Consider the following 23,130-nt stretch of genomic DNA (forward strand, 5'->3'; position numbering starts at 1 on the left):
GGATGCGTGAGGTCGCAGGAGTGGTTCCGGCGGCGGGCATCTAGCGCTTGGTGACGGTGCGCGAACGACCGCGGAACTCGGCGACGATCTCCTCGCCGCCCTCCGGCGTGCTCTGGCGGATCTGGATGTCGTACAGGCCGCTGCGCCCCGACTGGTGACGGCGGGTCGCCTCGGCGGTGAGCAGTCGGCCCGGGAGGCCCGGCTTCATGAAGTTGATGTCCACGCCCGAGGCCACGGTGACGGTGTCCGCGGAGCCCTCGGCGGGGTTGCACGCCATCGCGAAGGCCGTGTCAGCCAAGGCGAAGATCATTCCGCCGTGGCCGATGCCGAAGCCGTTGAGCATTTCACGACGCAGGGTCATCGTGATCGTGGCCTCGCCCTCGCTGACGTGGACCACCTTGATCCCGAGCCATTCCGAGGCGTGGTCGTTGGTGAGCACGGCGTGCTGCGGGGAGGTTTCCGCTGCCGCCGCATCGACGTCGGTATCGGTCATGCTGGGACTCCATCCACGAATTACTGAACGTTCATTAGGTAATCTTGAAATGTGATTCAAGTCAAGCCATGAACCGTGGGAGAGGCTTTGTTAACGCACGGGGCAGGGCGGGATCCGCATGGATCCCGCCCTGCCCGAAACCTCAGGTGAGTTCTGCTCAGATACGTTCGGTGGCACCGAGCGCGTCGAGGGCGAAGGCGTAATCCCACGCCCGGTCCTTCCACGCCTCGTAACGACCCGAGGCGCCGCCGTGCCCACCGTCCATTTCGATCTTCAACACGATCGGTTCGCTGCCGGTGCTGATGTCACGCAGGCGCTGTACCCATTTCGCCGGTTCGACGTAGAGCACCCGGGTGTCGTTCAGGCTCGTGACCGCGGCGATCTTCGGGTACTGCACCGCGGCGATGTTCTCGTACGGGGTGTAGGACTTCATGTACGCGTAGACGTCCGCGTCGGTGATCGGGTTGCCCCACTCCTCCCATTCCAAGGCCGAGAGCGGCAGCTCCGGATCCAGGATGCTGGTCAGGGCATCGACGAACGGGACCTGCGCCACGATCGCGGTGTACAACTGCGGGGCCAGGTTGGCGATGGCGCCCATGAGCAGACCACCGGCCGAGCCACCCATCGCCACGACGCGGCGCGGGTGGGCCCACCCGGTGGCAACCACGTGTTCGGTGGCGGTGACGAAATCGGTGAAGGAGTTCTTCTTCGCCAGCTTCTTGCCGTCGTCGTACCAGTGGCGTCCCAACTCGCCCCCGCCGCGGACATGGGCGATGACGAAGACGACGCCGCGATCCAACAGCGAAAGCCGCGGGATCGAGAAACCGGGGTCCATGCTCATCTCATAGCTGCCGTAGCCATAGACCAGAGCCGGGTTGGAACCATCCCGGGAGACCTCCCGACGGCGGAGCACTGACAGCGGGATCCGGGTCCCGTCGGCGGCAGTGGCCCATTCGCGTTCCGCCACGTAATCCGCTGGATCGTACCCGCCCTTCACGGGGGTCTCCTTGCGCAGGGATAGTTCCCCGGAGTCCAACCGGTAATCGTAGATCCGCGGGGGAACCAGGAAGCTGGTGTAGACCAGCCGGATGACCGGGGCATCGTATTCGGCGCCGGCCAGCGAACAGGTGTAGAGCTCCTCATCGAAGTCCGGTTCGGTCACCGCGGCCTGGGCCTCGGTGCCCAGCCCGGACAGCGGCAGGACCTGGATCCGTTCGATGGTGTCCTGGCGGACGGAGACCATGGCATGCGTGGCGGTGACCGCGGTGCCTTCGATCTTCACATCGGTGCGGTGGGCGAAGACAGTGGCCCACTCCTGGTCGGCCAAGTGCTTGGAGAACTCGTCGGCGGCGACCAGCGAGACCATGTTGTTCACGGCCTCGAGGTTGTGGGTGACGAGGTAGCAGCGTTCGCCGTCGACCGTCACCGGGTCCATGCCATGCAGGATCCGTGCCTCGCGGCCCAACAGCAGGCGGGGCGCGGCCAACGGGTCGATCAGATCCAGCGAATGGGTCTCGGCATATTCGGAGTTGCCGATGGAGATCAGCAGTTCCTTCTGGTCGGGGGCGAGGTCGAAGCCCATCCACATGCCCGGATCATCCTCCTGGAGCACGACGACGTCCCGGGAGGGATCCTGGCCCAGGGTGTGGACCTTGATCTGGTTCGGGCGCCAGGAGTCATCGACCACCGTGTAGTAGACCCGGCTGCCGTCCGGGGAGAAGGCCAAGCCGTAGAAGACGTTCTCGATGACATCGGGAAGCAGCTCGCCGGTGGACAGGTCCTTGAGGCGCAGGGTGAAGCGTTCGTCGCCTGCATTGTCTTCGGCGTAGGCGAGCAGGTTGCCGTCTTCGGTGACGGCCAGGCCGCCGAGTGCGAAGAACGGCTGGCCTTCCGCCTCGGCATTGCCATCGATCAGCACCTGTTCACCGTCGAAGGGCTTCCCGGCTTCGATGACCGGCGGAGTCCAGTCGGCGACGGGGTCCCCGGTGTCGGTGGCCGCGACGCGGCAGTGCACCGCATACTGCTGGCCCTCTGCGGTCCGGCTGAAATACCACCACCCGCGTTTGCGGGCGGGGACCGAAAGGTCCGTCTCCTCGGTGCGCTCCTTGATCTCGGCGAAGATCCTCCCACGCAGCTCCTGCTGCCCGGCGGTCACCGCCTCCGCATAGGTGTTCTCGGCCTCGAGATGGGCGATCACCTCCGGATTCTCCTTCTCGCGCAACCATTCGTAGTCGTCGACGAACGTGTCGCCGTGGTGGGTGCGCTGGACGGGGACCTTGGCAGCAACGGGAGGCTGCGCTTCGATGGGGGATTCGCTCATGCGTCCCATTCAACGCCATGACGAAGGGGTCCCGCGCGCTGTTCGCCAGCGGCGTGTTGGGGGCGCGGCTACTGTTCCGGGGCCTCGTGATCGACGGCAGCCGGAATCCCTGGTGGCAGGATGGGTCCATGGCCCTTGAAGAACCGACCGCTGAAACCAACCCCGCCCTCGCCGTCTGGGAATCCGTCCTCGCCTATGCCCCCCGCTTCCTGAAGCATCTGCGCTCCTTCGACCGGCAGCCCGGCTACCAGGTTGCCGTCGCCGTTGATGGGGTGGTCATCGGTACGGTCGCCGGCGGCTATGCCGATGTCGGCTCCGGTACCGGGCTGACGGCGGCCCACCAGTTCCGCATCGCCTCGCATTCGAAGATGTTCACCGCCACCGCTATCCTCCAGCTGGCCGAACAGGGCTCGCTGACCCTTGAGGACGCGCTCGCCGACCACCTGCCCGAATTGGCGGGGACGGAGACGGGGAAGGTCACCGTAGCGGAGCTGCTCTCCCATTCTTCCGGGTTGACCCGTGACGGCACGGATTCGGACTTCTGGGTCCTGTCCCGGCCCTTCCCCGGCCGCGGGGTCCTGCTCGAGACCGCTGCCGGGGGTGGGGGCATCGGGCGCCATGTCCATTTCAAATACACGAACATCGGCTACGGTCTGCTGGGTCTGGTCATCGAGGCCGCCAGCGGACAGGACTACCGCGGATGCGTCCGGGAGAAGCTGATCGAACCGTTGGGGCTCCACGACACCGGGCCGGATCTGGACGAGGGGGCCACCGAGCTGGCGACCGGGTACGGGGCGTTGGCCGTGATGGGGGAGCCCTATACGCTCGAGCACCGGTGCACGATCGACCACGTGGATACCGGCGCGCTGAGTGCTGCAACCGGTTTCTACTCCACCGCAGGCGACGTCGTGCGATTCCTCTCGGCCCATCTGCCGCAGCGCCCGGGACGACCGGTCGCGGGATCCCCGGTCTCCGAACACTCCAAACGCCGCATGCAACGCAAATTCGAACCCTCGGGGGTGCCCGGCCGGGATTACGGGTTGGGGATGATCCTGCAGGAGGTCCACGGACACGAGACCTTCGGACATAGCGGCGGCTACCCGGGACATATCAGCCGCAGTTGGGCGTTGCCGAAAACCGGGGTCGCCCTCAGCGTCCTGACCAATGCCATCGACGGCCCGGCCACGACCTGGGGCGAGCAGCTCATCGGGTTGGCGACCCTCGCTGCGGCGGACACCCCGGCATCGTACGCCGACGTCCCCGCAGAACACCTCGACCGGTTCACCGGGCGGTTCGCGGGTCTGTGGGGTGTCCAGGACATCGTCGAACTCGGGGGCAAGCTGTATTGCCTGTCCCTGGGCGCCGCCCCCGATCCGGCACTGGCCGAACCGCTGGAATATGTGGATTCCCGGACCCTGCGTACGCGCGATCCCAACGGTTTCGGCGGGTACGGGGAGGACTTCGTCTTTGAATTCGATGCCGCCGGAGCCGCAGCCATCCGGGGCCCCGGGGGCATGAAGCTGGTCCGGCAATCCGATTTCCGGTTGCCGTCAAGGGTGGCCGACCCAGCAGGCTGACCCGGCCTGGTCGTCGCGAGCGTCGGGTGTGGGTGGAAAAAATAACACACGCCGCTGAGCACTCCCTGTGAGCTGGGTCACGATGCCTTATTGTCTAAGGGAGTCCAAGACCCGTGAAGACGGGCCGCACCACCAGCGAACGGGGTAGAGAACTTGCGACATCACATCAGGGCGGCCCGGACCGGGCGCCGTCGAACAGGGCTGGTGGTCGCGGCGTTCCTGGCCGTGGCCTCGCTTTTATTCGGTGCGACGGGAGCAGCCGCCGATACCTCGGCATCAGGCTCCGGTAATTCCGCCGTCGAAGGCAAGACCTTCGTCATCGGCACGGATACGACCTTCGCGCCGTTCGAATTCCGCAATGCCGACGGTGAACTGACCGGCATCGACATGGACATCGTCCGCGCAGTGGCCGAGGACCAGGGCTTCAAGGTGGAGATCCGATCGCTCGGGTTCAACGCCGCACTGCAGGCGTTGACCTCCAACCAGGTCGATGGCGTCATTGCGGGCATGTCCATCACCGATGAGCGCAAGGAGGTCTACGACTTCTCGGAGCCCTACTTCGAATCCGGCGTCCAGATGGCCGTTGCCAAGGGCAACGACGACATCAAGGGCTACGAGGATCTCAAGGGCAAGACCGTCACCGCGAAGACCGGTGCCGAAGGCGAGACCTACGCCAAGTCCATTGCCAAGAAATACGACTTCAAGGTCAAGTCACTGGACCAGTCGGCGAGCATGTACGAATTGGTGAAATCCGGAAACGCCGTCGCCGTGTTCGATGACTACCCGGTCCTGGCCTACGGCATCGCGCAGAATAACGGGCTGAAGACCGTCACCGACAAGGTGCCCGGCGGGTCCTACGGCTTCGCCGTGAACAAGGGCAAGAACGCCGACCTGTTGGCTGCCTTCAACGACGGGCTGGCCAAGCTCAAGGCCGACGGGGAATACGACAAGATCCTCGATAAGTACCTCGGCGATCCCACGGCCGCCCAGCCCACGAGCTTCTGGGAACTCCTGGAAAGCTCGTTGCCGGCACTGCTCAAGGGTCTGAAGAACACCATGGTCGTTACCGGGATTTCCTTCGTGGTCGCCATGATCATCGGCCTGGCCGCGGGATTCATGAAGATCGCACGGAACATCATCGTCCGCGGGATCTCCACGACGTTCGTGAACGTCTTCCGTGGCACCCCGCTGCTGCTCTGGGCCTTCATGTTCTACTTCGGCATCCCCCAACTGACGGGCCTGCCCATCAATATCTGGGTTGCCGCGGTATTGACCCTGTCACTGAACTCGGGGGCCTATGTCGCGGAAATCGTCCGCGGCGGCATCCAATCGGTGGATCCGGGGCAGATGGAGGCCAGCCGGTCGCTGGGCCTGGGCTACGGAAAGTCCATGCAGAAGGTCGTTGTTCCGCAGGCGTTCAAGATGATGACCCCATCGCTGATCAACCAGCTGATCATCATGCTCAAGGACTCCTCCCTGCTGCTGGCCATCGGCTTCGCCGAACTGCTGTACCAGGGCCAACAAATCTACGCGGCGAACTTCCGCGTCACCGAGACGCTGTTCATTGTCGGCGTCATCTACTTCGTCGCGGTCATGCTGCTGACGAAGCTGGCCAACTTCGCTGACAGGAGGTTCAACAAATGAGTGCGTCGACAACGGAAACGGCCCGCAAGCTGATGATCGAGGTGCGTGGACTGCGCAAATCGTTCGGCTCCAACGAGGTCCTGCAGGGGATCGACGCCGAGGTGGCCGAGGGGGAGGTCGTCTGCGTGATCGGCCCTTCGGGCTCGGGCAAGTCCACGTTCCTGCGTTGCCTGAACAAGCTCGAGGACATCTCTGGAGGCACGGTGGTGGTCGACGGCTTCGACCTCACCGACCCGAAAGTCGATATCAACGACGTCCGCCGCCATATCGGCATGGTCTTCCAACACTTCAACCTCTTCCCGCATATGACCGTGGCGGAGAACGTGATGCTGGCTCCCGTCGAGTTGAAGAAGGCGTCCAAGGCCGAAGGGCGGGAGAAGGCGATGGAATTGTTGACCCGGGTCGGGTTGGCCGAGAAGGCCAATGCCCGGCCGGCCGCACTTTCGGGCGGGCAGAAGCAGCGTGTGGCCATCGCCCGGGCGTTGGCCATGAACCCCGGGATCATGCTCTTCGACGAGGCCACCAGTGCCCTGGACCCGGAGATGGTCGGGGAGGTCCTGCAAGTCATCCGGGATCTTGCCAATTCGGGGATGACCCTGGTTCTGGTCACCCACGAGATGGGCTTCGCCCGCGAGGTGGGGGACCGGGTGATCTTCATGGCCGACGGCGTCGTCTGCGAAGAGGGGACCCCCGAGCAGCTCTTCAATGACCCGCAGCAGGAACGCACCAAGGAGTTCCTCTCGAAGGTCCTCTGACCCGGCCAGGGCCACCCGGTCCGACGGCGGGGGCCGGCATGGATGCCGGCTCGCCTCCGTCGTCGTTTCCCGGGGCCCTGGCTCCTTGTCCGCGGGCCCTCTCCGTGCCTACGGTGAAGATGGACGTTCCCGGAACCGCACCCCGGGGACGGCAAGGCGGCGTTCGTCGCCCTGCAGGCAACCAGCGAAGGAGCGATTCATGAGTTCCGAAACGCCAGAACGAGACCCGAATATGGAACCGGACCCCGGATCCGAGTTCGCGCCCGACCCCGAAGAGTCCACCGGAGATCCAATGGACCCGGTGCCCACCGATGGTCGGGGAGGACAACCGGCCGAGGGGTCCTCGGACGATGCCGCCATGATGGAAGAGGGCGACCCGCTGCATGAAGCCGGATACGCCGAAGCCGAGGAGCTGCCGTTCGTCGAGGAAGAAGTGGAAGACCTGGAAGACCAGGGCGAGCTCTCCGACCCGGAGGCCGACCGACTGGCCAACGCCTCGATCGACGAGGAAGAAGACGAAGGGCTGGACCGGGTCCTGGCAGCCGACGCCGGGGACGACGTGAACCTCGACGGGGATCCGGACCCGGACGACGACCTCGACTCGAACTAGGGTCCGCCGGAAGCGGCCGGTTAGCGTGCCACCCAGGCGATGGCCAGAACGACGAGCGCCATGACCGGCATGAGCACCGCCGGCAGCATGGCCGCGATCCTCGCGTGGCGTTCGGCTGCCGGCGATGGCTGCAGCGGGTCCACCAGTGGATCCGCGGCATCTGTCAGCGCCCGGCGGAGTTGCCAGGCGGACATGAGGGCGATGGTCACCGCGGCCACGGCCAGCACCCATCCCGCGTTCAGGACCACGATGGCCGGTGTTCCATGGTGGGGGTCGAAGAAACCTGACAGGGCCGCGGCACCCGTGGCCAGAACGAAGACCACCGCGAAGACCCACAGGTGCCGTACGGCAAAGTTGAAGTAGTACGGCAAGCCAAGCATCAGGGCCATCGGGATCAGGACCAGGCCCAGCTGCGTCAGTGAGAGCCCGAGTGCGGAACCGCCGAAGACCGCGGAAGCGGCGCGGCCGAGCACCACGATTGCCAGCAGGGACACCACCGGAGCCATGACGGAAACGCTGGACGCCCCGGTTCGCCGGACCGTGGGCAACTCCAGTTCTTCGGCGTAGGTGCGGGGGTCCCCGAAAGCGTCACCGGCGGCCTGGCCGGAATCGGCGACGTGCTCGCGCACCACGGCCACCGCGTCGCCGATGGCCTCGCCGCGCACCCCCCGTAGGCGCAGGGCGAGAATGAAATCGTTGATCCAGGACTTGTCGGTCTGCGTGGGGCTCATGATCCGCCTTTCGTGATCGGTTGACGCCGAGACGTATAGTTCGCTGCTTGACGCAGTCATGGCATTCTGAGTTCCGAGACGAGGAAGGCCAGGGCGATCAGCGGCATCAAGAAATGCGGGATCGTCCCGATGAGCCGGGCGACGATACCCGTGGGGGCAGGGGCCGGGCCCGTCGGGCCCGGCAAGGGATCCTGCGGGGTGCGGAGATCGTCGACGACCGACCAGACGCTAGCCGCAAGCATCGCGGCCCCGGAACCGATGGCGAACCACAGGGGCTGGAGGTTGAGCCAGGCCGGGAAGCCTCGGTCGGGGTCGAAGAGGCCCGCCCCGATACCGGCGCCGATCACCACGAAGAAGGCCACCGCGAAGACCCAGAGGTGGCGCACCCCGAGGTTGAAGTAATACGGCAAGGCCAGTACGAGCGCACAGGGAAGTGCGAAGAGCAGTAGTTGCGGCAGTGACACCTCCATGGGGCTCCCCGCGAACACGGCAGGGATGGACTGGGCGAAGACCAGCAGCCCCGTCAGCGAGATCGCCGGCCCCATGATGACCGGGCTGCCTGGTCGAAGATTCGGTTGACGCGGCAGGTCGAGTTGCTTCGCGTAGAAGCTTGGATCCCCGAAGGCTTCGTGGGCGTCCTGCCCGGAATCCGCGATATGCCCGCGGACCACGGCTGTCGCATCGCCGATGGCATCGCCGCGGACCTCGCGCAGGCGCAGGGCGAGGATGAACTCTTCGATCCAGGATTCGTTGGGTTGCGTGGAGCTCATGGCCGGGGCTGCCTTTCGTGATCAGTGGACGGCGATACTGCCGTCTGGTCCGGCTCGGAGGCCAGGAAGCGGCAGGTCAGTGCCGCGAATTGCTGCCACCCGCGGCGGTGGCGTTCGAGCTCGGCCCGCCCCTCGGTCGTGAGGGAGAAGTACTTGCGGCCCGGGCCGGAGGTTCCGGCGCGCCATTCGGTCTCCACCCAGCCGGCCCCCTCGTACCGCGTGAGCAGCGGGTACAGGGTCCCGCCCTTGACCACGCCGAGTCCCGCTTCTTCCAGTTCTGCGATGATCGCGTAGCCGTAGGACGGCCCGGATTCCAGGGCCCGCAGGGTGCATAGCCCCAAGAGGGCACGCATCCAATCGGTGGGCCACGGGGTTCCCGGGGGCCCGTCGTCGGCAGCCGCGTGGTGGATGGACATGAGTAGATTGTCTGTCTAACTAGTAAGTGTGTCAATCTTTTGGGAGGTCGGGCGCATCAATTGACGAATAGGTGATCTGCCCCATATCCTGAACGAACGGTCAGTAATTCGAATACTTGTCACAGTGAGGTGAGCCGCTTGGCTGCACAGAACGACCCGAACGGGCCCCTGTCCACGGTTCCGACGCCGGAGGAAGAGGCGGCGCAGGAGCACTTCGACGCGGTCATCGCCGAAGGCTCGCGCATCGAGCCCCGCGACTGGATGCCGGAGGGGTACCGCAAGACCCTCACGCGGCAGATCTCCCAGCATGCCCACTCCGAGATCATCGGCATGCAGCCCGAGGCCAACTGGATCACCCGCGCCCCGAGCCTGAAGCGCAAATCCATCCTCATGGCCAAGGTCCAGGACGAGGCGGGCCACGGTCTCTACCTCTACTCGGCCGCCGAGACCCTGGGCACCCCCCGGGACGTGCTCACCGAGCAGCTGATCTCCGGCAAGGCCAAATACTCCTCGATCTTCAACTACCCGGCCCGCTCCTGGGCAGATATGGGCGCCATCGGCTGGCTGGTCGACGGTGCCGCCATCGTGAACCAGGTTCCGTTGTGCCGTGCCTCCTACGGGCCCTACGGCCGGGCCATGGTGCGGGTCTGCAAGGAGGAATCCTTCCACCAGCGCCAGGGCTTCGAGATCCTCATGGAGCTGGCCGCCGGCACCGAGGCCCAGAAGCAGATGGCGCAGGATGCCATCAACCGCTTCTACGGACCCTCGTTGATGATGTTCGGTCCTCCGGACGGGGATTCGCCGAACTCGCAGCAGACGATGAAGTGGAAGATCAAGCGCTTCACCAACGACGATCTGCGCCAGCGCTTCGTGGGCATGATCGCCGAGCAGGTCAAGGTGCTGGGGCTGACCCTGCCCGATCCGGAACTGCGTTTCGACGAGGAAACCGGCAAATGGATCCACAAGGACCTGGACTGGGCCGAGTTCAAGGCAGTGATCGCCGGGGCCGGACCGTGCAACGCGCAGCGCCTGCAGCGTCGCCGCGATGCCCACCACGAAGGGGCCTGGGTCCGCGAGGCCGCCGCAGCATATGCCGAGAAGATGCAACAGGAAGCAGAGGTGGCCTAGGTGGCCCAGGAAAAGAACCAGCACGACGCCGGGGCCCCCGCCACCCGCGAATGGCCCCTGTGGGAGGTCTTCGTGCGCTCCGCCCGCGGTCTGTCGCATGTGCACGCCGGATCGCTGCACGCACCGGATTCCGAAATGGCGGTGCGCAATGCCCGGGACCTGTACACCCGGCGCAATGAGGGCGTCTCGCTCTGGGTCGTGGCCTCCACGGACATCATCGCCTCAGACCCGGATTCCAAGGGCCAGTTCTTCGAATCCCCCCAGGGCAAGGACTACCGGCACGCCACGTACTACAAGAAGAGCGAAGGCGTGAAGCACCTGTGAGCGCCACCGAGACCACCGAGAGCTACGGCGACTCCACCGCCTCGGCCACCCGCATCACCCCCGGCAACGCCCTGCGCCCGGAAGACATCCAGCTGCAGCAGGGGGCACCGGGCGAAGCGGTGGCCCAGTATGCCCTGCGTCTGGGCGACGACGCCCTGGTGCTGGCCCAGCGCCTATCGAACTGGATTTCGCGCGGCCCGGAAATCGAAGAGGACATCGCCCTGGGCAATATCGCCCTGGACCAACTCGGCCATGCCCGCTCGTTCCTGTCCTATGCCGGGTTGGCCTGGGGCAAGAGCGAAGACGATCTGGCCTACTGGCGCGAGGAGGAGGACTTCCGCTCGCTGCACCTGTTCGAGCAGCCCAACGGCGACTTCGGGGTCACCATCATGCGCCAGCTGATGATCTCGATCTACCAGCACCTGCTCTACACCGAGCTGCTGGATTCCTCCGATGAGACCATCTCGGCGATCTGTGCCAAGGCGGTCAAGGAGGTCGACTACCACCGTGACCACGCCATCATGTGGACCCGCCGGCTGGGCATCGGCACCGAGGAATCGGCCCGCAGGATGCGCCATGCCCTCGAGGTCCTCTGGCCCTATGTGGGCGAACTCTTCGAAGACGAGGACCTCTACGACGAACTCGGCGACGCCGGGGTGCGGCCCTCGAGCCTGCGCGAACGATGGGACACCGAATTCGCCGCCGTCCTCGAGTCGGCCGATCTCGAGGTCCCGACCGGCCCGTTCGCGCTCTGCCGCGGCCGCCACGGCGAGCACTCCGAACACCTGGGCCATTTATTGGCGGAAATGCAGGTCCTGGCGCGCAAGCACCCCGGCGCCAGCTGGTAAGGAGCAAGCCATGAGCACGAGCACGACGACCCTGTGGGCCATCGCCGCGCAGGTTTGTGATCCCGAGATCCCGGTGTTGAGCATCGAGGACCTGGGCATCCTGCGTGATGTCCAACTCGCCGAGGACGGCGGTGTGCGGGTGGTCATCACCCCGACCTATTCGGGGTGCCCGGCCATGGACGCCATCCGCGAGGACCTGCAGACGGCGTTCCACGCCGAGGGCTACGGCGACGTCACCGTCGACCTGGTGCTCTCCCCGGCATGGACCACCGACTGGATGAGCGAATCCGGCAAGCTCAAGCTCGAGGAATACGGGATCGCCCCGCCGACCGGAACCGGTCACCGCGGTCCGGTCACCCTCGGCCTGGCCGTGAAATGCCCGCTGTGCCACAGCCTCAATACCAAGGAACTCTCCCGCTTCGGGTCCACCTCCTGCAAGGCGCTGTACCAGTGCCGGGAGTGCCTGGAACCCTTCGACTACTTCAAGGTGCTTTCATGACTGAAACGACCCCCCTGCCCGAGGCAGCCGACACCGATATGCCGGAGGATTCCGGGACCGGGACCTCCTCGCGCCGCCGGGCCGCGTTCCATACCCTCGAGGTGAGCGAGGTCCGCCGCCTGACGGCCGCGGCCATCGAGGTCACCTTCGCCGTCCCGGAAGACCTGATCGGGGAGTACGACTACCTTCCGGGTCAGTACGTCGCCCTGCGCAAGGACCTGCCCGACGAGGAGGGCAACGTCTCCGAGGTCCGGCGCAGCTACTCCATCTGTGCCGAGCCGAAGCCGGGCGAGATCAAGGTGGCGATCAAACGCGATCTGGGTGGCCTCTTCTCCTCCTGGGCCAACGAATCGCTGCGTGCCGGCGACACGATGGAAGTGATGAGCCCCTCGGGTGCCTTCATCTCCAAGCACAAGATGACCGCGCTGAACGACCCGACATCGATCGACACGAACGTCAGCCATAACTTCGTCGCCGTCGCCGCCGGCTCGGGGATCACCCCGGTCATGGCCATCGCCCGGACCGTGCTGTCCGCCAACGAGCACGTCCATTTCGACCTCATCTATGCCAACCGGGCCGCCATGGACGTCATGTTCCTGGAGGAACTGGCGGATCTGAAGGACCGCTACCCCTCCCGCTTCGCCCTGCACCACGTGCTCTCGCGTGAACAACGGATCTCCCCGCTGCTGTCCGGACGCCTGGACGCCGAGAAGCTCACCTCGCTGTTGGGCTCGGTCATCCGCACCAACCAGATCGACGAATGGTTCCTGTGTGGACCCTTCGAGCTGGTCCAGCTGGTCCGTGACCACCTGACCGAACAAGAGGTATCGCCGGAGAAGGTCCGGTACGAACTCTTCACCACCGGCCGGCCCAACCGTCCCGAAGGCCAGATCGGCCGGGCAGTGGAAGTCGATGACTCCGGTGAGAACTACGACATCGAATTCCGGTTGGACGGACTTCAGGGCCAGGTGAAATCCCCGCTCTCCGCCCGCGAGACGATCCTCAACGCCGCCCTGCGGGTCCGCCCGGATGTCCCCTTCGCCTGTGCCGGCGGGGTCTGCGGCACGTGCCGCGCCAAGCTGGTCACCGGAACCGTGGAGATGGAAGAGAACTATGCGCTGGAACCCGAGGAGATCGAAGCCGGCTACATCCTGACCTGCCAGTCCCACCCGACCTCGGACGCCGTGTCCGTGAACTACGACGCCTAGGAGGCACCGCATGATCGATCTGCAGATCTCCGACGGCATCGCCGAAGTCGTGCTCAACGCACCCGGGAAGATGAACTCCCTCAACGAGGACGCCCTACGCGAACTCTCCGAGGTCTACGGGCGTGCCGCCCGGGCCGCGGACTCCGGAGAGGTCAGGGCCCTGCTGCTGCGCGGTGAAGGACGCGGATTCTGCGCCGGACGCGATATCTCCGACGTCGACCCGGCGGAGGACGACGTCCAGGGCTACCTGGGCGGTCTGGTGCAGCCGTTGCTGCGCCGGATGTCCGAGTTCCCGGCCCCGACCTTCGCCTCGGTGCAGGGCGCCTGCCTCGGCGTCGGGCTGGGCCTGGCCATCGCCACCGACGTCGTCTACGTGGCGGAGAACGCCAAGATCGGTTCGCCCTTCGCCAATCTCGGGGCCACGCTGGATTCGGGCGGCCACTGGCTGTTCACCGAACGGCTCGGTGCCCACCGGACGCTGGACATGATCTACACGGCCGAGCTGATCTCGGGGGTGGAAGCGGTGCGCTCGGGGCTGTTCAGCCGGTCCATGCCCGCCGATGACCTGCTGGAGACCACGCGGGGAATCGTGGGCAAGGTCGCCCAGGGGGCCACCCGGGCCTTCGTGGCCTCCAAGGCGCTGGTGGCCGAGGTGCGCGACCAGCGGCTCGGGCTCTGGGAGTCCATGGCCCACGAGAACCGGGCCCAGGACGGACTCTGCGCCACCGCCGACTACGCCGAGGGTTTTAAGGCCTTCCAGGAGAAGCGCAAGCCCGACTTCAAGGGCTGAGCCGGTCCGGGCGGCATCCGCCCGGTCCGTGCCCGTTAGCGGGTGTCGACGTCCTCGAAGACCAGGAACGTCTGGGTGTCCAGCACCCCGGGCATCGACTGGATGTTATCGAACACCACGCGGCGCAGATCCACGTTGTCCTTCGCCCGGACCAGCAGGATCACGTCGAAGTTCCCGCCCACCAGTCCGATGTGGTGGACCTCCGGCAGGGCCGCGAGCCGTTCACGCAGCTCACGCCACGAGTGTTGGCGCAACTTCAAGGTGACATAGGCCGAGGAGCGCAGTCCCGCCCGCACCGGGTCCACGACGGCCATGTACCGGGTGATGACCCCTTCGTCCTGCAACCGGTTGATGCGCGAGTAGGCGTGGGCGCGTGAGACGTGGACGTTCTGGGCCACGGTGGTCACCGACTGCCGGCCATCACGGGTCAGCTCGGCAATGATGCGGTGATCGACGTCGTCGAGTTTCACGGGGATCGAGTCCATGGTCTCCTCCGGAACGGATGTCTACGAAAGACGATGTAACGTCACTCACGGTGACGTTCTGTCTTCAAGAATAGAGTATTTATTCCCTATTTTCTAGGCATTTGTCCTTAACTGGATACGATCCGCTCCCGCTTCGCATACTTGAGTCACGAAGTGCTTTCGACGCTGCCGTGCTGATGCGGCCCGTCGGGCGCCGGGATTCTACGAAGGAGTACATCATGAGCGCCGTGCCAGGTGAGTCGCAAGCCGCCGAAGCCGCCGACCTCGACAGCGTCTGCCGCCACTTCGGCATTTCCGTGGAGGACTACCTGCTGCCCTCGCGCGGCCAGATCCAGATCGTCGACGAGGGCGGTTCGTTGCGCCCCGCCGAGGACCAGGGGACCGAGCCGGGCCATGAATACCCGCTTCCCGACGACGAGACGCTGCTGAAGGCCTACGAGCAGCTGGTGATCGGCCGCCGGGCCAACGACCAGAACTCGGCACTGGTCCGCCAGGGCCGCATGGCCGTCTACCCCTCCAGCCATGGCCAGGAGGCCTGCCAGGTGGCAGCGGCCCTCTGCCTGGGCCAGAACGACTGGATGTTCCCCACCTACCGGGACTCCGTGGCCGTGATGGCCAAGGGAGTGGACCCGGTGGAGACGATGGTGCTCTTCCGCGGAGACTGGCACGGCGGCTACGACCCCCGCCAGTACAAGGTCGGCATCCAATCCACCCCGCTGACCACCCAGTTGCTGCACGGGGTCGGTGTCGCCCATGCCGCCAAGCTGCGTGGCGAGGACACCGTCGTGTTGGCGATGTGTGGCGATGGGGCGACCAGCGAAGGCGATTTCCACGAGGCCCTGAACTTCGCCGCGGTGTTCAACCTGCCGGTGATCTTCTTCGTGCAGAACAACCAGTACGCCATTTCCGTGCCGCTGTCCCAACAGTCGGTGGCCCCGTCGCTGGCCCATAAGGCCGTCGGCTACGGCATGGCCGGCGAACGCGTGGACGGCAACGACCTGGTCGCGCTCATGGCCGTGCTGGGACGCGCCGTGGAACTGGCCCGCACCGGCTCCGGCCCGCTCCTGGTGGAAGCCCATACCTACCGGATGCAGGCCCATACCAACGCCGATGACGCCACCCGGTACCGGGAGGACGAGGAAGTGACGGCCTGGCAGGCGAAGGACCCGTTGAACCGGATGACCACCTACCTGAAGAACAAGGGTCTGCTCGACGATGCGGTCACCGAACGCATTGCCGCCCACGCCGAAGACACGGCGCAGGCCCTGCGTGATGGACTGAACCAGGACCCGGAGATCGATCCGCTGGAACTGTTCGATCACGTCTACGCCACCCAGACCCCGCAGCTGGCCGAACAGCGCGCACTGCTCGCGGACGAACTCTCCCGGGAAGGGGACGCCAAGTGAGCCCGCACATCACCACTTCATCCGAGGCCAACGGCAACGTCAGCGCCGCCACGGCCCGAGCCACCGAACGCGCCGCAGAACGGGCCGAGGCCGCAGGCCCGCGGCCGGTCACCTTCGCCAAGGCCCTGAACACGGCCCTGGCCGACGCCATGGAAGCCGACGCCGGCGTCGTGCTCTTCGGCGAGGACATTGGCACCTTGGGTGGGGTCTTCCGCATCACCGACGGGCTGACGGCACGCTTCGGAGTCGAACGCTGCTTCGACACCCCGCTGGCCGAATCCGGCATCGCCGGCATGGCTATCGGCATGGCCATGAACGGGATGCGCCCGGTCATCGAGATGCAGTTCGACGCCTTCGCCTACCCGGCCTTCGAACAGATCGCCTCGCATCTGGCCAAGATGCGCAACCGCACCCGCGGTGCCGTGGACATGCCCGTGGTCGTGCGCATCCCCTACGCCGGGGGCATCGGCGGTGTCGAACACCACTGCGACTCCTCCGAGGCCTACTACGCGCATACCCCCGGGTTGAAGGTCATGACCCCCTCAACGGTGTCCGACGCCTACCGGATGATGCGCGAGGCCATTGCCTCGAACGACCCCGTGGTGTTCCTGGAGCCGAAGAAGCTCTACTTCTCCAAGGACACGGTGGACCTGGACGCCCTGCGCACCGAATACGAGGCCGCGGCCGCCGCCGGCGAACACCCCACCGAGGGCCATGCCGCCGTGGCCCGTGCCGGCACCGACGCGACGTTGATCGCCTACGGTCCGTCGGTTTCCACGGCACTGGCCGCCGCTGCGGCCGCGGCCGAGGAGGGGCGTTCGCTGGAGGTCATCGACGTCCGGAGCATCGTGCCCTTCGACGATGAGGCCGTCTGCGCTTCCGTACGCAAGACCGGCCGCGCCGTCGTCATCTCCGAAGCCCCGGGGTTCGCCTCCGTCGCCTCGGAGATCACGGCCCGGGTGCAGGAACGCTGCTTCCACTCCCTGGCCGCCCCGGTATTGCGGGTGACCGGATTCGACATCCCGTTCCCGGCACCGAAGCTGGAAGGCTTCTTCCTGCCTGGCGTGGACCGCATCCTGGACACCGTCGACTCGCTGCAGTGGGAGGACTAGACATGAGCATCAAGATATTCCTGCTGCCCGATCTGGGCGAAGGGCTGACCGAAGCGGATCTGGTGAACTGGCTCGTGGCCGAAGGCGACACGATCGTCGTGGACCAGCCGATCGCCGAAGTCGAGACCGCCAAATCCCTGGTCGAGGTGCCCAGCCCGTTCGCCGGCACCGTGCACCAGCTCCATGGTGCCGCTGGAGACACCATGGATGTGGGCAAGGCACTGCTCTCCGTGGACGACGGCGAGGGTGCCGACGGCGGTGACGCGGCACCGGAAGCCCCGGTCGCCACCGAGGCGGCCCCCGTGGAAACGGCCCAGTCCTACCGGGAGGAGGAGCGGGCCGGAACCGGCGAGGGCTCCGGCAACGTGCTGGTCGGCTACGGCACCCCCGGCGGGGCCGGTGCGACCCGGCGGACCCGCCGCCCGCGCTCCTCGACGCCCTCCGCGGCGAAGGCGCCATCCGCCACCGCGGCCCCGGCAGCGGCTCTGACGCAGGCCCGCACCGCGGCACCGACCGTGATCTCCCCGCTGGTGCGCAAACTGGCCCGGGACCACGGGATCGACATCGCCACGCTGACCGGCTCGGGCCGCAGCGGGCTGATCATGCGTGCCGACGTCCAAGGGGCCATCGACGCCTCGTCGGACGGGGCGCCGGCAGTGTCGGCAGCCTCCCCGGCTGCGGCTGCAGCTTCGGTCGATGGCATGGTCGGAGCCGACTCCCGTTCGGGGCTGGGCATTAGCTCACGGACACCGTTGAAGGGCGTCCGCAAGACCATTGCCCAAGCCATGAGCACCTCGCGCCGTGAAATCCCCGAGGCCACGGTATGGGTCGATGTCGATGCCACCGAACTGGTGCGGATGCGGGCGAAGCTCAAGGCGGCGGATCCGCAGAACACCCCCGGGCTGCTCGCGTTCATCGCCCGCTTCACCGTCGCCGGTCTGGAGCGGTACCCGGAACTGAACACCCGGATCCAGGACGCCTCCGATGGCGGACAGGAGATCATCGGCTTCGAGGGGATCAACCTGGGCATCGCCGCCCAGACGGATCGCGGCCTGATGGTGCCCAGCATCGCCCGGGCCCAGGACCTCAGCGCCCGACAGATCGACACCGAGGTCCGCCGTCTGGCGGGGGTCGCCCGCGAGGGCAAATGCACGCCCGCCGAGCTCACCCGTGGCACGTTCACGCTGAACAACTACGGCGTCTTCGGGGTGGACGGGTCCGCGGCGATCATCAACCACCCCGAGGTCGCGATCCTCGGCGTCGGGCGCATCATCGACCGCCCATGGGTCGTGGACGGGGAACTGGCCGTTCGCAAGGTCACGGAGCTGACCCTGACCTTCGACCACCGGGTCTGCGACGGCGGTACCGCAGGAGGGTTCCTGCGTTATATCGCCGACGCCATCGAGAATCCCGGCTCGGTGCTCGCGGACCTGTAGGCCGGGCCGGCCCGGCGGGACCATGCAGCCGGCGATGAAGGTCCCGAGGGAATCGGCGGAAGCCCTGGAGGCGGAAGGTTTCAGGCCGGTGCCAGCCGGGAGTTCCGCCACCAGTCCACGGTCGCCGCTGCGGCCGCCGGCAGGGCGGTGGGCTCGAGCCCGAGGGCTTCCTGGCTGGCGCGGGAATCCATGATGAACGGGCGATCGAATTGGTAGGCCATCTCCGCCATTTCCCCGAGGCCGGAGGCGGCGACGCCCAGCAGGCGCACCAGCCATCCAGGAAGTCCCGAAACCGGGGGTGGTTCCACCCCGCCCGCCCGGGCATACGCCGCCGCCAGGGCCCGTTGCGTCGTGGCGGTCGCGGTGGGGGCGTGGAGGATCCGGTTCCACAGCTCGGGCCGTTCGCTGGCCCGGATCATCGCCGCGGCAAGGTCCGGGACGAAGGTGAAGGAGTGGAGCTGTCCCGGGTGACCGAACGCGAAGAGCCGTTGGCCCGAGAACACGGCCTCCAGCATGCGCGCTCCGGCATGGGCGTTCTCCACCAGGGGGCCGAAGAAATCCGAAGCGACCACGCTGACCGTCGCGGTCGTCGAGGCCTCGCGCGCGGCCAAGAGCCCGGTCCTGATCCCGCGTTTGCCTCCCGTCGCCTGGCGGGGGGAGTCTTCGGTCATGACGACCCCCGGCTCGGAGTAGGAATACAGGCCCTCGGGGAAGATGACCGGAATCCCCTGGGCGCCGGCGACCTCCAGGGCCACCTGATCCGCCTGCGGCAGGACCTTGCGCCAGGCGTCGGCCCGGTAGGCGGCGTGGACGCAGTGGAAGATCGCGGAGGCACCCGCGGCGGCCTCGGCCAGTTGGGAGGCATCAGTCGCGTCGACGCGGACCCTGCGGATCAACCGATGGGCCGGCCCGCCACCTGAACGGGTGGCCATCACCACGGTGTGGCCGGCATCGGCCAGTTGGAGGGCAACGGTGGATCCGACGGGGCCGGATCCGGTGACCAGGAAATGCTGGGACATGACACGCTCTTTCGTTGGACGGAAATGAGAGCAGTGCTCTCTAACGCAAGGCTACAGCCGGGAAACAGAGTGGTCAAGAGCAGTGCTCTCTTAAGTTGACAGTGCTCCCGGAGGTGTCGTTTGATGAGGGCATGACCAGGACGTTGACGCCGCGTGAACAAGCCAGGGAACGGACCATGGCCGAGATCATGCGCATCGCCCGGGACCAATTGGTCGCCGAGGGGCCCGCCGCGCTGTCGCTACGGGCCGTGGCCCGGCAGCTGGGCATCGTCTCCTCGGCCATCTACCGCTATGTTTCCAGCCGGGACGAACTGCTGACCCTGCTGATCGTCGAGGCGTATTCGGATCTCGGTGGGCAGGTCGAAAAGGCAGTGGCCGCGGCCCCGGCGCACCCGCTGGAACGATTCACGGCGCTGGCCCGGGCCGTTCGCAGCTGGGCACTGGACGATGCCGCCCGCTACGCCTTGCTGTTCGGAACCCCGGTCCCGGGGTACGCGGCCCCGGCAGCGCTGACGAACGACGCGGGGACCCGGGTGGTGGTCGCCCTCTTCACGATTCTTGACCAGGCGTGGGCCAACGGGATGATCACGACGGCGGTCAGTGGTTCCGCCGGGGACCAGGAGCCCGCCATCCCGGAGCGGTTGGGCCGGGACCTCGAGGCGATCAGGCAGGACTACGGAATCTCCATGCCCGCGGAACTCGTAGCCCGGGGATTCAGCTGTTGGTCGGGCCTATTCGGGGCAGTCACCTTCGAAGTATTTGGTCACTATGGGCCCGCGACCTTCGGTGACCCCGGGGAGATCTTCGAACGAACCATCCGGCTCCTGGCGACACAGGTGGGGTTGGGCCCCCGATGCCAGCCGGGAGGGAAGGCCTAACGGCGGTAGAAGTCGTCGGAGAAGGTCTCCACCGCCTCGTCGTCCTCGGCGGGCGTGGCTGCGGCGTGGGGGACCTCGGGTCCCTCGTCCCCGGCGGCACCGTGTGGCACGGCCGGGGTTGCCCGTTCGTCGAGCCGCAGATGGTTCTCCAGCATGCGCACCACCACCGAGGCGGCAATGAACGCGACGCCCAGCGGGATGACCGCGGTGCTGAAGATCGTGCTCAGCGCCCTCAAGGCGTTGGCGGTGACCATATCTTCCGGGTCCACCGTGTCGAAGAGGTACTGCATGAGGTTCATCGAAAACAGCTGCAGCGCCACACCGATGATGAAGATCACGACCCCGTAGATCATGAGCTTGATCGAAATGCGTTTCATCGCTGCTTCCCCCGGTCCTTTGGGTGGTTCCGGCGGTTCCTCGCCGGCGCCTTGGTCCCCTCGAGCCTACCTACCAGGACCGGCCCCCACGGCCCCGGGGGGGCCGGGGGAATAGAGTCGGAGCATCGACAGCGACTTCGGAGAACCGCGGCCCACCCACGGTTGCCGGGACAAGGACGGATCATGAGTGCCAAGGCGACGGCCGCTCCCTGGCAGCGGGCAGGGGGACGCACCCACGTCCTGCGCCTGGAGGGGTTCGCCGTCAATGCCGGGCTGGTGATCGGTGATCGGCGGGCAGCTGTCATCGATTCGGGGGCCGGGCCGGCCGAAGCGGCCGAACTACATGCCGCAGTCCGCACGCTGACCGACCTGCCGCTGGTGCTGATCAATACCCACGCCCACGGGGACCACTTCTTCGGCAATGCCTACTTCCGTGCCCAAGGGGTCGCCGATATCTGGGCCCACGACCGGGCCGCCACGACGATCGCCCTGCGCGGCGCCGAACAGCGCGACCTGGTGTTGGAGGTGGATCCGGACATGGCGGCACCTCGGGGTCCACACACCCGGATCCTCCCCCCGAACCGGACCGTGGGGGCCGACGGGGTGGACCTGGATCTCGGCGGGTGGTCCATCAGGCTCTTCCACCTGGGCCCCGCCCACACCGACGGGGATCTACTCATCGCTTCCGGCCGGGTGCTCTTTGCCGGGGACCTCGTCGAAGAGGGGGCCGCCCCCCAATTCGAGGACTCCTTCCCCGGCGCCTGGGACGAGGCGCTCGGACGGATCCTGGCCCTGGGCCCGAGGCACCCGGTGGTGGTGCCGGGGCACGGGAAGATCGTGGACCTGGGGTTCGTCCGGGCCCAACGTGAGGAGCTTCAAACAGCCATAGAGCGGTGCCGTGCCGTGCTCGAGCACCCCTCCACCGACCCCGCCGGGGTCGTCCCGTCCCTGCCCTACGACCCGGTCCAGTCCCGGCACCTGTTCCTGCGGGTGAGGGACACCGCCGGGACGGAACAGGAGTAGGGACATCACCTCGACTTCGCAGCCCGGCGGTGGACCCCCGCTGCGCACGCTGATCTTCCGCATCTACGCCCCGTCACTGCTTTATGCCGTGGGCCGGGGCAGCATCCTGCCCGTCATCGCCTTGAGCGCCCGTGGGCACGGCTCCACGGTCGCCGAAGCAGCATTGGTCATCACGCTCATGGGGGTCGGCTCCCTGATCACCAACATCCCGGCGTCCCTGCTGATCGCCCGCCTCGGCGAGCGCACCGCCATGATCGGTGCCGCGCTGTGGGCCAGCGTCGGCATGGCCGTCTGCCTGGGGGCGGGCCACCTGGCCCCCTATGCTGCCGGGGTGCTGATGATCGGCATGGCCGGTTCCGTCTTCAACCTCTCCCGGCAGAGCTACCTGACCGAAGCGGTGCCGGTCACCTACCGGGCCAGGGCCATGTCGGGGCTGGGCGGAACCCTGCGCGTGGGCCTGTTCGTCGGGCCCTTCGTCGGGGCAGCCACCATGCACTTCCTTGGTCTGCAGGGGGCCTACTGGGCCGGGCTGGTGGCCATGGTGGCCGCAGCCGGGGTCTGCATCGGCATCCCCGAACTCCAGGCCCCTGCCGGGTCGGGACGCCCGGAAAGGGGCGAAACCGGTGCCGCCCCGGTGCCGCGGACCGCGACGGTGACGTTGCGGGCGATCCTGGCCGCGCACTGGCGCACCTATGCCACGATCGGCAGTGCCATCGTGGTGATCTCCGCCGTGCGGGCCACCCGCCAGGCGGTCATCCCGCTCTGGGCCGAACACCTGGGCATGGACGCCTCCGCCACCTCGCTGGTCTACGGGCTCTCCGGGGCCGTGGACATGCTGGTGTTCTACCCGGCAGGAGTGGTGATGGACCGGCGTGGACGGACGTGGATCGCGGTACCGTGCATGGTGGTCATGGGTGTTTCCCTGGCCTTGATGCCCTTCACCACCGGGCCGGGGACCCTGCTGCTGGTGGCCATGTTGTTGGGCCTGGGCAACGGGATCGGCTCGGGTCTGGTGATGACCTTGGGCGCCGATCATTCCCCCTCGGTGGGCCGGCCGCAGTTCCTGGGCTTCTGGCGACTGATCTCGGATGTGGGGGTGTTGTCCGGGCCCGTCCTCCTTTCGGCGGTGACGGCGATGGCCAGCCTGGGGACCGGGGTCTTCGCCATCGCGGCCCTCTCCTTCGCCGGGGGAGGTCTCTTCGCCTGGTTCATCCCGCGCAAGGCACCACCGGGAAGCCTGGATGCCCGCAGGACGCGGGCCTCGTGAGGAGTCCGGCCCGG

24 protein-coding genes are annotated in these 23,130 nt (G+C 66.8%); 16 read left to right on the forward strand and 8 right to left on the reverse strand.

Features of this window, described 5'->3' with window-relative positions; genetic code table 11:
- Window positions 1-40: 40 nt before the first annotated feature.
- Window positions 41-493, reverse strand: a complete 453-nt coding sequence (gene paaI / locus ACT3UE_RS04555; RefSeq protein ID WP_443382454.1) for a hydroxyphenylacetyl-CoA thioesterase PaaI — start codon at window positions 491-493, stop codon at window positions 41-43.
- Between the two features lie 157 nt (window positions 494-650).
- Window positions 651-2,822: a S9 family peptidase gene (locus ACT3UE_RS04560; protein ID WP_444566306.1), complete on the reverse strand. Its 2,172-nt coding sequence runs from the start codon at window positions 2,820-2,822 to the stop codon at window positions 651-653.
- A 119-nt stretch (window positions 2,823-2,941) separates the two neighbouring features.
- On the opposite strand from ACT3UE_RS04560, the gene ACT3UE_RS04565 reads away from it, so the two are divergent.
- The 4 genes from ACT3UE_RS04565 to ACT3UE_RS04580 all read left to right on the forward strand — a co-directional run bounded on the left by ACT3UE_RS04565 (window position 2,942) and on the right by ACT3UE_RS04580 (window position 7,399).
- On the forward strand, window positions 2,942-4,390 hold the full coding sequence (locus ACT3UE_RS04565; protein WP_444566307.1) for a serine hydrolase domain-containing protein: 1,449 nt from the start codon (window positions 2,942-2,944) through the stop codon (window positions 4,388-4,390).
- Between the two features lie 153 nt (window positions 4,391-4,543).
- Window positions 4,544-6,034 (forward strand): amino acid ABC transporter substrate-binding protein/permease, encoded by a 1,491-nt coding sequence (locus ACT3UE_RS04570; protein ID WP_443382460.1) that lies wholly within the window; start codon window positions 4,544-4,546, stop codon window positions 6,032-6,034.
- A complete protein-coding gene (locus ACT3UE_RS04575; RefSeq protein WP_444566308.1) occupies window positions 6,031-6,789 on the forward strand; it encodes an amino acid ABC transporter ATP-binding protein in 759 nt (252 codons plus the stop codon). Before ACT3UE_RS04570 ends, ACT3UE_RS04575 begins: the two co-directional genes overlap by 4 nt.
- Window positions 6,790-6,988: 199 nt before the next feature.
- On the forward strand, window positions 6,989-7,399 hold the full coding sequence (locus ACT3UE_RS04580; protein ID WP_443382464.1) for a hypothetical protein: 411 nt from the start codon (window positions 6,989-6,991) through the stop codon (window positions 7,397-7,399).
- Between the two features lie 20 nt (window positions 7,400-7,419).
- Here the strand turns inward: ACT3UE_RS04580 and ACT3UE_RS04585 are convergent, their stop codons facing one another.
- From ACT3UE_RS04585 to ACT3UE_RS04595, 3 genes are read right to left on the reverse strand one after another with little or no spacing between them, the layout of a single operon-like run.
- Window positions 7,420-8,130, reverse strand: a complete 711-nt coding sequence (locus ACT3UE_RS04585; protein WP_444566309.1) for a hypothetical protein — start codon at window positions 8,128-8,130, stop codon at window positions 7,420-7,422.
- 56 nt (window positions 8,131-8,186) lie between these two features.
- Window positions 8,187-8,900, reverse strand: coding sequence for a hypothetical protein (locus tag ACT3UE_RS04590; RefSeq protein WP_443382468.1), 714 nt, complete (start codon window positions 8,898-8,900; stop codon window positions 8,187-8,189).
- Window positions 8,897-9,316, reverse strand: a complete 420-nt coding sequence (locus ACT3UE_RS04595; RefSeq protein WP_443382470.1) for a PadR family transcriptional regulator — start codon at window positions 9,314-9,316, stop codon at window positions 8,897-8,899. The genes ACT3UE_RS04590 and ACT3UE_RS04595 overlap by 4 nt, the downstream gene beginning before the upstream one ends.
- Before the next feature lie 138 nt (window positions 9,317-9,454).
- On the opposite strand from ACT3UE_RS04595, the gene paaA reads away from it, so the two are divergent.
- Genes paaA through ACT3UE_RS04625 form a run of 6 tightly spaced genes read left to right on the forward strand, consistent with a single transcriptional unit; the run spans window position 9,455 to window position 14,113 of the window.
- The gene (paaA, locus tag ACT3UE_RS04600; protein ID WP_444566310.1) at window positions 9,455-10,444 is read left to right on the forward strand and encodes a 1,2-phenylacetyl-CoA epoxidase subunit PaaA; all 990 of its coding nucleotides are present in this window, start codon (window positions 9,455-9,457) and stop codon (window positions 10,442-10,444) included.
- Complete coding sequence (paaB, locus tag ACT3UE_RS04605; protein WP_443382474.1) at window positions 10,445-10,768, forward strand: 1,2-phenylacetyl-CoA epoxidase subunit PaaB; 324 nt, start codon at window positions 10,445-10,447, stop codon at window positions 10,766-10,768.
- Window positions 10,765-11,616 (forward strand): 1,2-phenylacetyl-CoA epoxidase subunit PaaC, encoded by an 852-nt coding sequence (paaC, locus tag ACT3UE_RS04610; protein WP_443382476.1) that lies wholly within the window; start codon window positions 10,765-10,767, stop codon window positions 11,614-11,616. Before paaB ends, paaC begins: the two co-directional genes overlap by 4 nt.
- Window positions 11,617-11,626: 10 nt before the next feature.
- Window positions 11,627-12,115: a 1,2-phenylacetyl-CoA epoxidase subunit PaaD gene (paaD, locus tag ACT3UE_RS04615; protein ID WP_443382478.1), complete on the forward strand. Its 489-nt coding sequence runs from the start codon at window positions 11,627-11,629 to the stop codon at window positions 12,113-12,115.
- 38 nt (window positions 12,116-12,153) lie between these two features.
- On the forward strand, window positions 12,154-13,323 hold the full coding sequence (gene paaE, locus ACT3UE_RS04620) for a 1,2-phenylacetyl-CoA epoxidase subunit PaaE (protein ID WP_444561110.1): 1,170 nt from the start codon (window positions 12,154-12,156) through the stop codon (window positions 13,321-13,323).
- Window positions 13,324-13,333: 10 nt separating this feature from the next.
- Entirely contained in the window at window positions 13,334-14,113 is a 780-nt protein-coding gene (locus tag ACT3UE_RS04625) for an enoyl-CoA hydratase/isomerase family protein (RefSeq protein ID WP_443382480.1), read from the forward strand.
- A 35-nt stretch (window positions 14,114-14,148) separates the two neighbouring features.
- Here the strand turns inward: ACT3UE_RS04625 and ACT3UE_RS04630 are convergent, their stop codons facing one another.
- Window positions 14,149-14,598 (reverse strand): Lrp/AsnC family transcriptional regulator, encoded by a 450-nt coding sequence (locus ACT3UE_RS04630; RefSeq protein WP_087000797.1) that lies wholly within the window; start codon window positions 14,596-14,598, stop codon window positions 14,149-14,151.
- A 218-nt stretch (window positions 14,599-14,816) separates the two neighbouring features.
- On the opposite strand from ACT3UE_RS04630, the gene pdhA reads away from it, so the two are divergent.
- The 3 genes from pdhA to ACT3UE_RS04645 are packed head-to-tail and all read left to right on the forward strand — an operon-like array spanning window position 14,817 to window position 18,552.
- Complete coding sequence (pdhA, locus tag ACT3UE_RS04635; protein WP_443382482.1) at window positions 14,817-16,004, forward strand: pyruvate dehydrogenase (acetyl-transferring) E1 component subunit alpha; 1,188 nt, start codon at window positions 14,817-14,819, stop codon at window positions 16,002-16,004.
- Entirely contained in the window at window positions 16,001-17,116 is a 1,116-nt protein-coding gene (locus ACT3UE_RS04640) for an alpha-ketoacid dehydrogenase subunit beta (RefSeq protein WP_443382484.1), read from the forward strand. The genes pdhA and ACT3UE_RS04640 overlap by 4 nt, the downstream gene beginning before the upstream one ends.
- A 2-nt stretch (window positions 17,117-17,118) precedes the next feature.
- Window positions 17,119-18,552 carry a dihydrolipoamide acetyltransferase family protein gene (locus ACT3UE_RS04645; RefSeq protein WP_443382487.1) on the forward strand — a complete coding sequence of 478 codons (1,434 nt, stop codon included), beginning with the start codon at window positions 17,119-17,121 and terminating at the stop codon, window positions 18,550-18,552.
- 80 nt (window positions 18,553-18,632) lie between these two features.
- Here ACT3UE_RS04645 and ACT3UE_RS04650 read toward each other — a convergent pair whose 3' ends face one another.
- Window positions 18,633-19,571: an NAD-dependent epimerase/dehydratase family protein gene (locus ACT3UE_RS04650; RefSeq protein ID WP_444561082.1), complete on the reverse strand. Its 939-nt coding sequence runs from the start codon at window positions 19,569-19,571 to the stop codon at window positions 18,633-18,635.
- A gap of 131 nt (window positions 19,572-19,702) precedes the next feature.
- Between ACT3UE_RS04650 and ACT3UE_RS04655 the strand changes: the two genes are divergently transcribed.
- Window positions 19,703-20,449: a TetR/AcrR family transcriptional regulator gene (locus ACT3UE_RS04655; RefSeq protein WP_443382491.1), complete on the forward strand. Its 747-nt coding sequence runs from the start codon at window positions 19,703-19,705 to the stop codon at window positions 20,447-20,449.
- Here ACT3UE_RS04655 and ACT3UE_RS04660 read toward each other — a convergent pair.
- Window positions 20,446-20,826 (reverse strand): hypothetical protein, encoded by a 381-nt coding sequence (locus tag ACT3UE_RS04660; RefSeq protein WP_443382494.1) that lies wholly within the window; start codon window positions 20,824-20,826, stop codon window positions 20,446-20,448. The genes ACT3UE_RS04655 and ACT3UE_RS04660 overlap by 4 nt on opposite strands.
- Before the next feature lie 183 nt (window positions 20,827-21,009).
- Here ACT3UE_RS04660 and ACT3UE_RS04665 point away from each other — a divergent pair, with 183 nt between their 5' ends.
- Both ACT3UE_RS04665 and ACT3UE_RS04670 read left to right on the forward strand, forming a co-directional pair.
- Entirely contained in the window at window positions 21,010-21,849 is an 840-nt protein-coding gene (locus ACT3UE_RS04665) for an MBL fold metallo-hydrolase (protein WP_444561081.1), read from the forward strand.
- A 4-nt stretch (window positions 21,850-21,853) separates the two neighbouring features.
- A complete protein-coding gene (locus tag ACT3UE_RS04670) occupies window positions 21,854-23,116 on the forward strand; it encodes an MFS transporter (RefSeq protein ID WP_444561109.1) in 1,263 nt (420 codons plus the stop codon).
- Window positions 23,117-23,130: the final 14 nt, after the last annotated feature.

Source organism: Arthrobacter sp. 179, assembly GCF_052379645.1.
GTDB lineage: Bacteria > Actinomycetota > Actinomycetes > Actinomycetales > Micrococcaceae > Arthrobacter_H.